Origin of the sequence: Paenibacillus sp. FSL K6-1330, from assembly GCF_037976825.1 — a bacterium.
In the GTDB taxonomy this organism is placed as follows: Bacteria; Bacillota; Bacilli; order Paenibacillales; family Paenibacillaceae; genus Paenibacillus_AQ.
In genome coordinates this window covers 1,385,463-1,400,532 of the sequence record NZ_CP150269.1, presented here as the reverse complement: position 1 = coordinate 1,400,532, position 15,070 = coordinate 1,385,463, and the positions used below count along the sequence as shown (strand labels likewise).

The following is a 15,070-nucleotide window of genomic DNA, read 5'->3' as shown; positions in this document are numbered from 1 at the left end:
AATGCCTCCTTAGATCATTACACTTATAGAACTAGCATCAGGTACCCTTCAGGCATTAAGGCATGCCTGAAGGGCCACCATTCTATGACTGAATGCGCTGGCTAAGAGCTAGTAACGCCTGTTCAAAACAATCCACCGGAGGATGCGTGATACCCGCTCCAATCATTCCGATTCCCGGGTCTTTATGCGCGATGGCCGTGTTGATCACCGGCATGATGCCGGTTTGGGCCACTTTACGAATATCTATGCCCGTTGGAATGCCGCTGAAGTTCAATAAAGGAATGGTAACGTTCGGATTTTCCGTGGTCGTAATCTCCTTCATCTTGACCGAATAATTCATGGCTTCATCCACGGTTCCGCCGACAAGCGCCACAATCGCCGGAGCGGTTGCCATCGCAAATCCGCCGATTCCGTAGGTTTCCGTAATCGCGCTATCGCCGATATCAAGGCCCGAATCCTCCGGCTTATACCCTGCGAACATGGGTCCAACCACCTTTTGCGCCGGTCCGGTGAACCAGGTGTTGCCTGGCATGCCGCTGACGCGAATGCCGAATTCGACGCCGTTGCGGGCCATGGTGGTCACGATAGTGCTGTATTCAATCCCATGCGCCGCATCCAGCGCGCATTTACAGAGCGCCATCCAGGTCGGGCCGGAGAAGTAATCGCTGCTTGCCACAAAATCAAAAACCTCGATTTGCTGCTCCGTAGGGAAGTCGGTCCGCAGAATCAGCGGCGTTAATGCTTGGATTAACAGCGTCGTGCCGGCATTGTTGCGGTTATGGCATTCATCTCCCATATGAAGCGCCTGCGACAGCATGAGGCGAAGGTCAATGCCATTCTCGGAGAACTTCATGGCATCCCGAAGCATCGGGCCCAGCACGTCTCTCATCCAGTTCAGACGGGCGATGACCGTTTCGTCATTAGCACCCATCCGCAGTATTTTGGACAGCTGCTCGCTCAGGTTCGTGTATGCGATATTGCCGTATGTCCGGTTCTCCACGATGTGCATGAACATGGAGGCTGAAGTTACCCCCGCCATCGAGCCTACGCAGTTATGCTCATGGCATGGCGAGAACGTGATTTCACCCGATGCCGCAAGTTCCGCCGCTTCATCCAGATTGCTGGCCAAGCCTTCGAAGACCAGTGCGCCCGTGACCGCACCCTTCATCGGACCGCTCATTCGCTCCCACGTAATAGGCGGACCTGCGTGCAGGATCGTCTTCTTGGTCATGCCCGGCACGACATTGATCGCCTGATCGAAACCGATCAATACCGGCTGGGAGTTGATGATCCGCTCTACGGCCAGCTTGTTCGCCGCTTCGATTTTCTCCTGAATGTCCGGCTGATCCAGCTTGTCCAGCAGTGCGATCACTTCAGGCTTGCCGCCGCCGGGCGGTTTCCACTCCAGGTGGGAAACCTTCCCTTTTTGCTTCAAAATATCATCTTTAAACATTTCAAGACCCACATTGATTACGTGAAGCTCGCTGTTAAATAGCTCGTTGATTCTGCTCATGTCATACTCCTTTCTCGACGAAGCCTCTGGCGAGAAGCCCCGTGTTCGTACTGCTGCTGGCATAAGTAACTCCGGCAGATACCAGTTTATTTAACTGCTCTTCTACAGACGGCGTATCGAGATCCGTTCCCAGTACATAGCCGATAATCTCCAGATGTCTTCCTTCTTGTTCGGCCGCCTGCTTGGCCTCCACGATCGCCGGGAGCATGACCCCGACCGGATCCTCGTGCGCTCCGTATCCAAGAACGAAATCCATTACGATAACGCCAACCGACGGATCTTTAGCCTCCTGCTTGAATCTGGCAATCCGGGAAGAAGGATCGATCATCGGGTGAGGCTTGCCGTTGGTGAACTCGTCATCCCCAAAATCGATAAACGTGTGGCCCTGGCTCACATGGATATCCTGCAGGCGATACTTCGGATCCTTTGGAATATTGCTGTATACATCCTCGTATTGCTCCATCGCCAGGTACATGGCTTCGTCGCACAGTGTTCCGCCGCAGAACAATCCACGGATGTATTTTTGCTCCGGCTTTAGCTTGGCCTTGATCTCCTCGATGAGAGGCAGATTCAGCGGGTGCTTATCAATGGTGCTCTCGTCGACGCCCGACAGGATAACGGCTTTCAGCGCCGCTTCTTTCGTCGTTTTGGCAAAATGACCGCCGGCGTTCACCACTGCTTCCTCCGTTCCGCCGATAAAACACACCACGACAGGCTTACTCATGTTCTTGATCTCGGCAAGCACCTTCTCCTCCACGCTCTTTGCAGGCGGCTTCGAGATCAGTACGATGACCTTGGTCGCTTCGTCTTGGTTAAGCGCCCTCATGCCGTCCAGCATCATAATGCCGCCAACCCGTTCGCTTAAATCCCGTCCGCCCGTGCCGATCAGCTGGGAGATCCCGCCGCCAAAATCATGAACCCGAACGCTGACCTCCTGGCTTCCCGTGCCGGATGCGCCTACGATCCCAATGCTTCCTGGACGCACGTTATTCGCAAAGCACAGCCCCACGCCTCCGATGATGGCCGTACCGCAGTCCGGTCCCATCATGAGCAAACCACGCTCATGCGCCATGTTCTTAAGCTCAATCTCCTCTTCCACGCTCACATTATCGCTGAACAGCATGACGTGGAGATCATTCTCCAGTGCCTTTCTGGCTTCTCTGGCTGCGAACAGTCCGTTTACAGAAATGACGGCCAGCTTGGCCGAAGGAAGATTTCTTGCGGCTGAGTCGATTGTCGGGAACGTAAGCTCACTGTTTCCTGCCTCGCTTCCCTTGCTGTTAAATAAGGCTTCGACACCTTCGTAAGCGCTTTCCACGAACTCCTCAGAGACCGCTTTAATGACGATCATCAAATCGCTTCCCTTGGCTTCCTCCAGTTCCGGGGTCATGAGACCGACATTGGCCAGTACTTCCTTGTTCATCTGCGTTCCCATTGCGATAAATGCCTGTTCTACGCCGTCTAATTGATTCGCTTTGGTTGACAGTGACATCAGTGAGACGGAATCAAAGTACGTATTCTTTTTAATCACAACTTTAGTCGACATGCTTTACCTCCCATTGCTTTCTATGCTAAGCTTCAAGCCATTCACCAGCCCGAGCGCGATATCCGTTCCTGATGTAGAACCGATATCAAGTACCCTGGATAAGCTAGATATAACTTCAGTCTTACTGCCATGGATCATATGGTTCATGAAATCACCTATGGATTCCCTTACCTGGCCGCTTGCGGCTTTCATTAAAGCCATATAGCTAATGGGATTGCTCCTATCAGCCGATGCCGCCACAACTTGCTCGCACACGTGGCGGATCTTGAACAGCGGACCATTCGTTAGATTCATAACGGCAAACAATCCTACCAAGAAATCGTCGCCCGACGGAGTCAGACCCGGACCCAAGCCGATTAGTTGAATTGCATAATGAGATGCAAGACTCACTTCACCTTTGGACAGCGCTTCAAGAAGTCCCGTCGAGCGTTCCCTCAGCAATCTCTCCATTTCCTGATCAAAAGGATTTCCGGTCTCAGCCGCTCGCTTCATCCCGCCGGCCTTGCCGTGAGCTTCAATCCATGACTGCGCTGCAGCTACATGGTTTCTTAAGACTTCTTCGTCTTCCGGATAGGGTGGGAGCTTACTCCGCCATACATGGACTTGCTGAAGCATAATGGCTGCATTCTTCCCTACGCATAACCGATCTCCCTCCGCGTAGAACTGATCTCCAATCGTCAGCCCCCGTTTGGAAAAACTCGCGATGTCCGTGACCAGCGTATTCGGAGCGTTGTCCACGTTGTCAGTGGCAAGTGTATATAGTTCACCGTTCGTCCGGCACCTCAGGTTCACCGTTCGATCAAAGATGCTGTGTACCGTCCCATGGAATTTCAAGCTTCTTATTTGTTGAAGGAACCCCGCATCGCAAGAGATGGCGGCGCTTACAACACAAACCGCTTCTGTACTGGTTCTATTCCCGCAGCTTCCCGTTATATCGCCTCCTTAGCTTACAAATGGACAAACGCTGTCTTTTGTCAGGCTATCCCTTTGAAGGCCTCATTCACCTTGGATCGGCCATGCCTTAGTTGTGGATAAATGACCTAAGATGCTATACTGAATTCAAATTCAGCCGGTATATAAACGTCGAACGTATAACAGGTGAATGACTTTCCACAGCCAAAAGGATGTTTTGTGAATTATATCACAGTTGAAGTTACAAACCGCTCCTGACACCCTTATTGTAATCCAGGGCTACGCTCCGGTCATTGTACAGCGAAACTAAAAACTTAGCGTATTCGCTGTGCACATTGCACAATGAAGAACAAAAACAAAGGTGTGTGTTAAGAATGCTAACTATCAGGGACATCCTTCAGATCAAAGCGATCGAAGGCATTAAACTCGTTGCAGGTGCGGCAGGAATTGATCACCAAATATCCATTGTGAATATTATTGAAAATCCGGATGTATTCGATTGGCTTGCTTCGAATGAGCTGCTCTTATCCACCGGATATATTTTTAAAGATAGCGAGGAGCTGCAGAATCGGGTCATTCATGAATTGGCCGCGAACAATTGCGCGGGACTGTGTATCAAAATGAAACGCTATTTTGACCGAATTCCGCAAAACATGATTGATCTGGCGAACAAGTATGGGCTTCCGCTACTGGAGCTCCCTTTTGAATACACGCTCTCCAAGGTGATCGCGATCATTAATGAGAAGACCAATGCCGATTATGACGCGCTGAATCGCAGATCGCTCGACCTGCATAATGCGCTGTTCAAAATTCCGCTGGAAGGGGGCGGCATCGAACAAATTTCGGCGGAGCTAGCCGACATCGTCCATAATCCGATCCTGATTCTTGATCGGGATTGGAATTTGCTCTGCTATACAGACCATCCGGATAATAAGACGCAGCTGCATGAGTTCTTGTCGGTCCAGAAGAACAGGCCCATCTTCCCGTCCGAGTTTACCGAGGCGATCCCGACATACGTAAGCGAAATCAAGAAATCGATCCAGCGCGACTACGACCACAAGCATCAAACCTTCAAATGCCGCATCATGCCGATCTCGGTGTCCAGCCATGTGTACGGATACATTGTCGTCTTCCAAACCGTTCGCAAGCTAACGGCAATGGATAATTTAGCGTTAGAGCACGGCTCTACCATTCTGGCTCTCGATCGCATGAAGGCGAAAGAGCTGGAGGAAGTCAAGCTCAAAATCCGACACGATTTCTTTGACGACCTGCTGTCCGGCAGCATCACCTCGACCGAGACGCTGCACTCGCAGTCGGATCTACACGGGCTGAATATCAACTATACCTATTACTGCATGGTCGTTCATATCGAACCGACCCTTCTGGAAAGCTATAAGGATATCGTGTACCGAAAATACGAACTGGAGCATATGGTGAAGAAATGCGTCAACCTGATCCACGGCTTGTCCAGTAAAGCGAACGGGGAGCTTACGTGTTACTACCGAAGTCAGCAGATCATCATATTAGTCGGGAAGAATGAGAATAAACCGCCGGTTACCGTCAACGAAACAAAAGCTTTCGCCCTTGAGCTGGTCGAGCTATTGACCCGAGAAATGAAGAAAACGCAGTTTCTAATCGGTATTGGCAGTCAGTATAAGGCGTTCTCCTCGCTTCATCGAAGCTTCTTCGAGGCCCAGGAAGCGATGCGATTGATGCAGCGATTCAAAGACATTCGGATCATCTCCCATTTTGAGGATTATGCCGTCTATCATTTTCTCGATTCCAATATCAAGCCTGCCGAGATGGAAGAGTTCTTCCACAACACGCTTGGCGTCATCCATCACCATGATCAAACGTTCAACACCAGTTTCATCTCCACGCTGGAATACTATTTCATGCACAACCAGAACGTAACGGAAGCGGCCAAGGCGATGTTCATCCACCGCAACACCTTTATCTATCGCATCGACAAAATCAAAGAGCTGCTGAATTCCAACTTAAAAAACGCAGACGAGTTATTCCAGATTCAATTGGCGCTCACGCTTTATCGGCTGCTGAATAAAGGGTAGTCTACGGTAAAGAGACGTGAATGGAAGGATCGCTGGGGAGCGGTCAGTTCAATGTCACGTCTTTTTTTGAGGGGTAGTATTGGTTAGGGAAAGGCTTCTCTTTAGTTGTGCTCTGGCGGAGGTATTAGGGAGGTTATATGATTGGCTGCTTAAGTTGGTAATGTTATTTGCGCTCTAGCTTCTCGTTTTTTTAGCTGCTATCTTACGACTTCCCTATATTCGCCCTCAGTATTCGATCCAGAGAGTGCTGCCTTTAGTTCTTCTATATTCAATTTTTTCACCTTATTCAATATTATGGAGTAAAAGGGATATGCGTATCATTAGCAATTGAATCATCCATAATGAGGACTGTTTTATCTCAACATTCACTTTATGAAATTTCCCTTTCAAATCCATTGTCCATTTCCATTTTAAGGTTGACTTGCTTAACTTCTACTCTATTCAGGTATGGAGGGGAACGGCCATAAATTTTACAACTTTCCCCACATTGATCAAACAAGATAAAAAATACTTCCATAGATTGCACGTGCCAAAAGGCTTTATTCCTAACCATTTTTAAGTTAGAACAAGCCTTTAATCAATGATCAGTAGTTTAGTAAGTTGTAATGGGATGATCTAGAAAAAAATCATTATAAGCTTAGCTCACGCACTTTATTTTCTAATAGTTGAATATTCTCGCTATTTAATAGTTGAGGATTCATTACAGCTATAAAATTTAGCAGCTTGCTTGAATTTATTATTACCTCCTCCACAAAAGAAACTGTGTTGATTATACTTCCCTTCCATTGTGAATACGTAAATTCCTTGTATGGTTTATAAATAAATAGATCTATTATTGATTGTCGATCAACATCCTCTACTAGGCTTACACTTAGCTCTTTTCCCTGCAAAATAAATTCAAGCCATAGGTTTGAACTATCTGGAATTCGATACGCAACATAATTATGCTCTTTTATTTTTTTTGCAATCGTTAATAAGTCAACAAACCATCGAACAAGCCTTTCCTCGCCAAAAGGACAATCATCGAAGAACAATCCGTATTTATTGCCATTAAAATTTAGTTCAATGATTCCTTCTATATCTTGTTTTGTCTGGTCAAATTGTTTAGCAGACATTTGTTTAATATCATCAAAATTATCATATGCTTTAAAGGAAATAGTAAACATGTCCGGTACCCCTAATCCAATAAATCACTTAGTCTATACATATCTTAGATTGTTATAGGTATTATACATAAAAAAAGCTTGTCCCTAACTCATTTTCAAGTTGGAATAAGCCTTCAAAGTTCATCAAAAGTTCTTAGTCTCAGACTCGATCTCATGAATAGAACGAACACAGAAGATTTTTAATCACCAATTTCCCCTTTCAAAATCATCATCATCTAGTTCTTTAACATATACCGATATCCACAATACTGTTTGCTCAATAGGGTCAGTTTCAATAAACACCCCTTTGGGGCTTACATAGACTTCTTCAAAATCATCGTATTCAAAACTTGGCTCTATTTGAAGCACCTCATCAATATGCATGCCGATATGAATTCTATCAAATAATAATCCATTGTATCCTTTAGACGCAGTTATCTTAAAGAGCTTTCCATTCAATAAATTGAACCACAAATCTACAGAATCTTTAATTTCATATCTTACAAAGAATTTCACTAACAACGATGACTTTTCATCCAGCTTATCAATTAAATCGTAAAATTGACTTACATGACTATAAAGTTTAATTCCGCCAAGTCCAACCCATGGTATAATTGGTGAATCATTGTCTATCACTCTATTCCCTCCCTGTAAAGATAATAGTTGCAGTTTCTGCACCGTCAGTTTTATACACATTCTCAGAACCATCGACAATTTTAATAATTCCTTGATCACTCGTGCTTATTTTAACGTATGGACTATCCCCGTGCCTTCCTCCACCAGGTGAAACCTGCATTTGCGTTATATTTTTCTCGCTTCCAGTGTTGTGAATATTAATTATTTTTGCACCTGATCTTGATTTTTTAGAAGCCTGAACCGAAACTTGGTATCCTTCATCTTCTAACATCTTTGAAATTTCTTCGGCTGATTTACCACTGAAAACTTTTGGATTTGACTTGAATGTTTCAATTGACGCTCGACCATTCTCAAACACAGACTTCGGCTGCCCTCCAACCTTCCCCCCATCCCCACCCGAATCATGCTTCAGGTGTGGGTGAGTCTTCACGCCAAACCGGCGTCCGACCAAGCCGGCGATCGTCATGGCTGCTTGCTGTCCGGCAAAATTGAACGCACCGCCCGACGCCTCGACGTCTGCGGCGAATTTCTCCTGGGTGTCGGCATCAAAGATCATTTTGCCTCCCCAAACCGCCGTGTCGACGACCTCTTCGACTGCCCCGATGGTCATGTTATAGGCCATATCCTTAGCGGTGTCAAGCGGATCTTCTACTAAGGAGGTCGCCGTATCCTTTACCGAATTGGCCACGGTCTTGGCACCGGTCTGCAGCCCCTGCCAGAAGTCCCCCGCATGGTCCCAGAACGTTTTGGGTTCATTAGCAGCGCTCGCTGCAGCTGCCGCGAGCATGAGATCTTCATGCATATCGGCTGAAATAAACCGAAAGGCAATGGTTTTCAACTCCTGGCCGATGATCCGCAGATGTTCAATCGTTTTATTCATTTCGCCGTGGGCGTGCTGAAAATCTTCAAAAAACCGCGAACGGGTCGTTCCTTCCCACGAAGACATCATATACGTAATCTGCTGGTCCAGCCGATTCTTGGTCGTTTCCAGCTCTTCCGCTGCCCTGGCGGCTTCCTCCGATACCCGAATCAATACCTCGGGCGGAACGAGTATTCTAGGCATTTGCATCCTCTCCAATATTTCATTGGACCTTATTGTACCTATCTTCTAGGATATGGAAAAGGTTCCAGAGTCCTTCATATCAAAGGCATTGGAGTTTACAAGCTGGAGGATTGGGGCCTTTCATGTTCTAATATGGTTCAGAAGCCCCAATATGCTCTATTGTCTCTAGTATAGTGACAGCCTTGGTTGACATTATAGTGTATCTCTAATCAAACAGATCACAAGAAACGCACCTCCTACAGAGATGCGTTTTTCCGCTGGGAATCCTATGCAGGAGCTCACATAAACGGGCTATTTGATCCTATATCTTATCTAGTGTGCTCAGAACCCTGACCTCACCAAATCGCTTAGCACAAAAGCCAGATGCTTTTCTGCTAAACGCGTATGGCGGTAAAAGGTGGCTCTGCTCATATGGAAGGATGCTGCGAGCTGGTTTTTGTTCCTGTCCTTACGCAGATAACTTGCGATTAGAATTTCCTTCTCCAATAGCGTCAAAGGTTCCCTCGAACGTGGGTCGGCCAGAATCTCTTGGATTATGGTTCTCACCTGCGCCCCGCTCCAACCCAACCGCCGCTTGACAGGGAGTTCCTCCAGCTTGTCCGGGTCGAACAGTCCATCCAGTATTAGCTTCATTTCGCTTCTATCAATGGCCGGAGGAACCTCATCTTCCCGTTGATATGTCGGTTGACCTGCTGCTGTCTCCGTTTGCCGTATGATCCGCTGAATCCACTGATCAAAGGTCGTTTGCCTAAAATCCAGCTCCCATGTCGTCAATTCGATGCCCGCATATCCCGTCGCTTTCCCGTACGCTTTGAATCCCAGGATCGACAATAAGGAATTCAACTGCGGATCCCCCGCCGCCAAAATCCCCCGCAGGCCGCCAGTCATGTGAACCAGCCATTGCTGCATCAGCAAAGCGCCCAGCTCCGCGGGACGATACAAGGACTGTTCGGAATTCACCGCGGATAACAGCACAAATATCGTATCGGCTGCCTCCGGAGGAAGCCGATGCAGCGAAGAAACCTCTTCTCCCAACATCCCTCTGCACCCAGGCGCATATCGTTCCAACAATGGCAAACTCAAGGCATGCAGCCATACGCCTGCGCAAAAAGCCAGCGGCATCCCTTTTTCGTCCCGCACGATAAAGATTCCTTCAGGAAAATGAGCTGCAATCTCCTCCAACACAACCGGACAATCGGCAGGTTCAACCAGTTCGGACTGCCAGTCGGAACCGAGAATAGAGGCCTTCAAAAAACGCTGCAAATACGGCAGATCCTCCTGCCCGAACGGTTTCTGTTCGCCGGGCTTTAGGCTAGATGCGAAATTGGCATACGCATGGGCAGAGGGTAGAAATTCGCGGTACAGCTCCAAGATGTGGGCGCTCAGGCGCATCTGCATCCGTTGATCGACCGAATGGAATCGTTCTGCCAGCAGAACGAACGCCTGATGGCGAACCGCTTCGAATTGTGCGGGATTTCTGCGCGCGAAATCATCCCGCAACATTCGAGCGACGACCTGGTGCAGCGATATTCCATCCACCGTATCCCGTACAAACGAAAGTCCCCTCAACTGGTAATAGTCTGCCCCTTCCAAGGGTGCGTCCAACAACCGGTTCAGCAGCTTCTCGTCGGCTGCAGGCAGAAGCGACAAAACCGTCAGCGCACGGTACACGCCGGGAGAAGCCGCTTCCCGCAAAAATTCGGCGCTCAATACAGCCGGAACCTCTCGCCATACATTCCACTGTTCCGCAGATTCGGAAAGCAGCAGATCCACGGTCAAAGCAAGCGACAACGGATGGCCTTCCGTCTTCTCGGCAATACCCCTTTGCATTTCCACACCCAAGCCGCTGCCGCCTAAATAATCGTAGACCTCTTCTCGCGTAAACAGCCGCAAAGGGAACCTATGCAATTGGGATTTCCATTCCGGATTCGTCTGCCACTTGAGCGGCAATCCATTGCGTGAGGCACAAACGATCAACACGCGGGCGGACTTCAGCTCGGGAAGAAATCTGGAGAACAGCCACCCTTCCAGCTGTGCGATCTCTTCACCATTGTCTATGAACAACACGGTACGCTGCAGCTGAAGCTCGTTAACGATGTATGGCAGCAGCGCGGATTCCGGATCCCTGGTTCTGCCGTATTCAGTTGCAAGACTCATCTCCAGACTCGCCAGAAAAGCGCCCGACGTCGTTAGGCCCCCTTGCCCTTCCAGCCAAAGAGAACGCACCGAGGACTGCCTTGCCGTGCGGGCCATCTGAAGCAACAGCGTTGTTTTGCCAATACCGCCAATCCCTGATATTAAAAAAATGGATGTCTGCGCCCGGGAATCCGTCAGCCAAAACTCTTCATTTCCCGATCCAAACCGATAATGCGATGTCTTGAAATCCTCTCCATCCGTTACATCCTCACTCCATCCGCTTCTCGCCCGTTGAATCTTACAACTAGTAAACCTGCTATTTTTTTATACTATACTATGTTTCGAGTCTACGAATAGGCTCCATAACGGAATAAACGAAAAAAAACGCGCACATTCTCGGTTGGAATGTGCGCGTCAGCTATTCAACTGCAATTAGTTCATGAAATTCAAGTAGAGCAGCATTCGGTTTAAGAGAACGGTGCTTTGGGCCCGCGTGGCAAACGCCTGCGGTGCGAACGCAGCATTGCCGACGCCTTCGATCATGCCCGCGGCCAGCAGCTCGGCAGCCGGTCCCTTAGCCCACTCGGATACCTGGGCATGATCCGCGAAACGTTCCAACGCGGAGACATCCTGCGACGGAAGCTCGCCGGCATATAAGACGGCTCTGCCCAGCATAACCACCACCTGCTCTCTCGTGACCCTAGCGTCCGGTCGGAACGAACCGTCGGCGTAGCCTTCAATCAAGCCGGCAGCGGATGCGGCTCCAACCGCACCGGCATACCAAACTTCTTTCGGCCACACGTCCGAATAAGCAGAAAGCTGCGGCTTCTCAGCGAGTCCGAGCGAACGCACGAGCATCGCGACAAACTCGGCGCGGGTCACCGTACGGTTAGTATCAAACGTGCCGTCAACCGATCCGTTCACGATCAGCTTGTTCGCCATCCGCTCGATGTCGCTTTGCGCCCAATGTCCCTGGATATCCTCGAAGGTTCGGTTAGACCGAACCGCGGTGAACACGCCGTTATATGCGCCATAAAAAGTCGCTGTCTCCCCTTCAAAAACGGAAGGCACGAAGCTCGGCTTCCCTGCGTCATCCACCCACACGACGGTGGAACGGCCGGGTTCTGCCGCAGCGTTTATTGAGAATGCCCGCTCCAAATACGTGCCTTCCGCTTCGATTCTTATATTGCCGTCGCTGTATAGCTCAAAGCTCGTCGGTTCCGCCAACATGTCATACCCTTGACGGGTCAATTCCTCATCCAGCTCGCGGCTTGCGGAATCCGTCATTTTCGCAATAACAACCGTTACGGTCGCTCGGTTCGGAAGGTCACTTAGCACGTGCAGCGGAACGCGGTAGCTTGCCCCGATTACCCCAATTCGAATGGCTGCATTCGGCTTCACCGCAAGGAGAACCTGCAGTGCTTCAACCGGAAGATCAACCTTCACCACCGGATCCTCATTGTCGATGTCGATGACGATGTCGTCCCCGTCAGCGGCCCATGACTGAACCAACTCGGAGCCTGGAATCAGTCTTAGAACGGTGCGTCCGTCATGCTCCTGCTCTTTTTTGGCGATTACCCGAACTTGTTTGCCGTTGATCGTTACGACAGTCCTTGGGTCCGGTGTAGGGATAGGGGTAGGAACAGGAGGAACCCAGCTATAGGATGGAGATTCCGGTTTAGGGGTATAGACAGTTCTCAGATCGATGCGTCCTACATCGACCGTCTCCCCAGCTAAAACATTTACGGTTGTTTCATAATCGTTATACGTCGCTGCTGTCACCGTGAGTGCATGGCGGCCTGCCGCTACGTTATTCAGGGCAAATCTCCCCTCGGCGTCGGTCATATCCTTCATTCCGCCCACCGATACCGCCGCACCGGCCAGAGGTGTATTCCCTGTACCGTAGACTGCGCCGATCACCGTCCCCGTATCTGCTGGAGCCGATTGTACCGTCACTGCTGCGGTGGCCGTGAACCCTCCGTCGGCGGTTGTCACCGTAACGACCGCCGTACCTTCCGCGATCGGCGTCACCTCACCGCTCTGATCCACCTCGGCGACGGCTGGATCGCTGGAGTCCCAGGATACCGTCTGGTTCGTCGCATTCACCGGCGTAACGACGGCTGTCAGCTTCTGCGAAGCACCTCCAGCTGTAAGGGTCAGCTCCGTCTGATCCAGCGTCACTCCCGTCACGCGGACCTGGTCTCGAATATGGGCCCCTTCTACCTGTACGCTGCTCCATGCATGGATGCGCTCCTGTGCATCCAGCTCAAATACCTGAAGATATTGACCCGGGACTAGATCCAAAATGTCCGTGCCTAGCAAGTACGAGGTCGCTTCAGCAGGCAGCGCATCACCCACCAGAGGACGAACACCGGCATCCTTCTCGAGCAGATAAGCAAACGTATGTCCCGGGTCGCCCGGAACCGCCGTCACGCTCGTCGAGCCGTTCGCGCTGCCTGGACTAATAGCAAGCCCGCCGATGTCCGGTGCAGGTTGATCCACGTTCAGGGTCAACACAGCGCTGGCGATGTTCCGGCCTGCATCGGTCGCTGAAACCGTAACCGGGAACGTACCGCTCACCGTAGCGCTGCCTTCGATCGTCCCATAAGCAGTCATCGATAGGCCATTGGGAAGTCCGGAGGCACTCCAAACCAGTCCTCCTCTTGCGCCATCGAAAGCATCAATCGCAATCGAATAGGGAACGTCCTTGACTGCCCGCTGAAGATCGGTTGTCAAGATGCCCGGGCGCAAATAAGGATAACCCCCATTGACGCCAGCATCGACGGCCCACGTGTTCGCGAAATCCCAACCGCCATAATTGGAGGCTGCCTTCATGTCGTTGGTCGTAAGGCCTGTGAGTTGAGGCGGGCCTAAGTTTTCCCCAACTCCCACGCCAGTGGTTTGGACCGATACCGTGTTATCGTAATACGAGGCGTTGATGGAGGCATACGTCAAGATTCCGATAAAGCCGCCAACTGTGTAATAGGTGACGCTTCCGGACTGCATGACGGCAGTCGAAGAATAGCTATTGGCGATCGTTCCGTATATCAATTGTCCGGCCAACCCGCCGCCAAAAAAAAAGTGATCGCCCGCCGTATTCGTGATCCTTCCGGTGGCATACGATTCATTGATACTGCCTGCTCCCTGAGCTCCAACCAGGCCGCCCGCATACTGATTGGAGGCATCGCCGCTCTTAACGGCAGCGGATGAAGAGGAGCGAAGAATGGTCGAATCGCCATAGGCCGTCCCGACCAACCCGCCTGCTACGCTCACGCCCCCAGTACCCGTATTACCGCTTGTAACCGTGCCCTGTGAATGCGAGTTGATGATGCTGCCGCCCATCAGATGGCCCACCAATCCGCCGGCATAACTGCCGCCGTTGACTTGTGCGGAAATGCTTAGATTACGGATGGTCCCCGATACGCGGCCGAAAAAGCCGACATACTGTAGAGCTCCTCCATCGATGGTGAGACCTTCGATCCGGTGTCCACTTCCGTCGAAAATACCGCTGAAGACGGTCGCTTCATCGGCTATAGGCAACCAATCGTACCCGGTCATATCGATGTCGCCGGTCAATCGGATATTCCGATCCAGGTAAGATGCTTGATTCCGATTAATATAAGCCAGTTCTTCTGCTGTCCCGACCCATACCCAACCGTCCGCTTCGGACGGGATCGAGGCATTACCAGCCCCGACCCCGGGCAGAGCGGAAGCCAAGGGAGCAAGCACCATCGAAAAAATGAGCGTTACTGCCAGCATGATAGACATTTTTTTCATATATAGGTTTCTCCTTTGCATCAGTACAATCATCGATGAGTCATAGAAACACGACGTGATCTGATAAATTTCAACATCTTAATTAAGTGTAAACCAACTGTTGAACAAGAACTGTCTCATTTTTGTTTCAAGTTCAAGGAGCATGTTATAACAGAAAAACCGAGCGAATACAGGGAGCGGCCCTGAGTTTTCGCTCGGCTAAGATGTTGCTTGAGGTTCCATTGCTTTTACGATGATTCCGCAACATCCATCAAACAAATTTGTAGGCGGAAT

The 15,070-nt window shown here is 50.0% G+C and carries 9 protein-coding genes; 1 reads left to right on the top strand and 8 read right to left on the bottom strand.

The annotated features are described in order from the left end of the window. Positions 1–82: 82 nt before the first annotated feature. Genes NYE54_RS06090 through NYE54_RS06080 form a run of 3 tightly spaced genes read right to left on the bottom strand, consistent with a single transcriptional unit; the run spans position 83 to position 3,893 of the window. Positions 83–1,513: a DUF1116 domain-containing protein gene (locus NYE54_RS06090; RefSeq protein ID WP_339270808.1), complete on the bottom strand. Its 1,431-nt coding sequence runs from the start codon at positions 1,511–1,513 to the stop codon at positions 83–85. Position 1,514: 1 nt separating this feature from the next. Next, the gene (gene fdrA, locus NYE54_RS06085; protein WP_339270806.1) at positions 1,515–3,059 is read right to left on the bottom strand and encodes an acyl-CoA synthetase FdrA; all 1,545 of its coding nucleotides are present in this window, start codon (positions 3,057–3,059) and stop codon (positions 1,515–1,517) included. A 3-nt stretch (positions 3,060–3,062) separates the two neighbouring features. After that, entirely contained in the window at positions 3,063–3,893 is an 831-nt protein-coding gene (locus NYE54_RS06080) for a DUF2877 domain-containing protein (protein ID WP_339270804.1), read from the bottom strand. Between the two features lie 452 nt (positions 3,894–4,345). On the opposite strand from NYE54_RS06080, the gene NYE54_RS06075 reads away from it, so the two are divergent. Then, the gene (locus tag NYE54_RS06075; protein ID WP_339270802.1) at positions 4,346–6,040 is read left to right on the top strand and encodes a PucR family transcriptional regulator ligand-binding domain-containing protein; all 1,695 of its coding nucleotides are present in this window, start codon (positions 4,346–4,348) and stop codon (positions 6,038–6,040) included. Positions 6,041–6,669: 629 nt separating this feature from the next. Here NYE54_RS06075 and NYE54_RS06070 read toward each other — a convergent pair. The 5 genes from NYE54_RS06070 to NYE54_RS06050 form a co-directional block, all read right to left on the bottom strand. Next, complete coding sequence (locus tag NYE54_RS06070; protein ID WP_339270800.1) at positions 6,670–7,206, bottom strand: hypothetical protein; 537 nt, start codon at positions 7,204–7,206, stop codon at positions 6,670–6,672. 183 nt (positions 7,207–7,389) lie between these two features. Next, on the bottom strand, positions 7,390–7,821 hold the full coding sequence (locus NYE54_RS06065) for a hypothetical protein (RefSeq protein WP_339270798.1): 432 nt from the start codon (positions 7,819–7,821) through the stop codon (positions 7,390–7,392). A gap of 1 nt (position 7,822) precedes the next feature. After that, entirely contained in the window at positions 7,823–8,884 is a 1,062-nt protein-coding gene (locus NYE54_RS06060; protein ID WP_339270796.1) for a WXG100 family type VII secretion target, read from the bottom strand. A 321-nt stretch (positions 8,885–9,205) separates the two neighbouring features. Continuing rightward, on the bottom strand, positions 9,206–11,110 hold the full coding sequence (locus tag NYE54_RS06055) for a bacterio-opsin activator (RefSeq protein WP_339270794.1): 1,905 nt from the start codon (positions 11,108–11,110) through the stop codon (positions 9,206–9,208). A gap of 342 nt (positions 11,111–11,452) precedes the next feature. Then, complete coding sequence (locus tag NYE54_RS06050) at positions 11,453–14,797, bottom strand: S-layer homology domain-containing protein (protein WP_339270792.1); 3,345 nt, start codon at positions 14,795–14,797, stop codon at positions 11,453–11,455. Positions 14,798–15,070 lie beyond the last annotated feature (273 nt).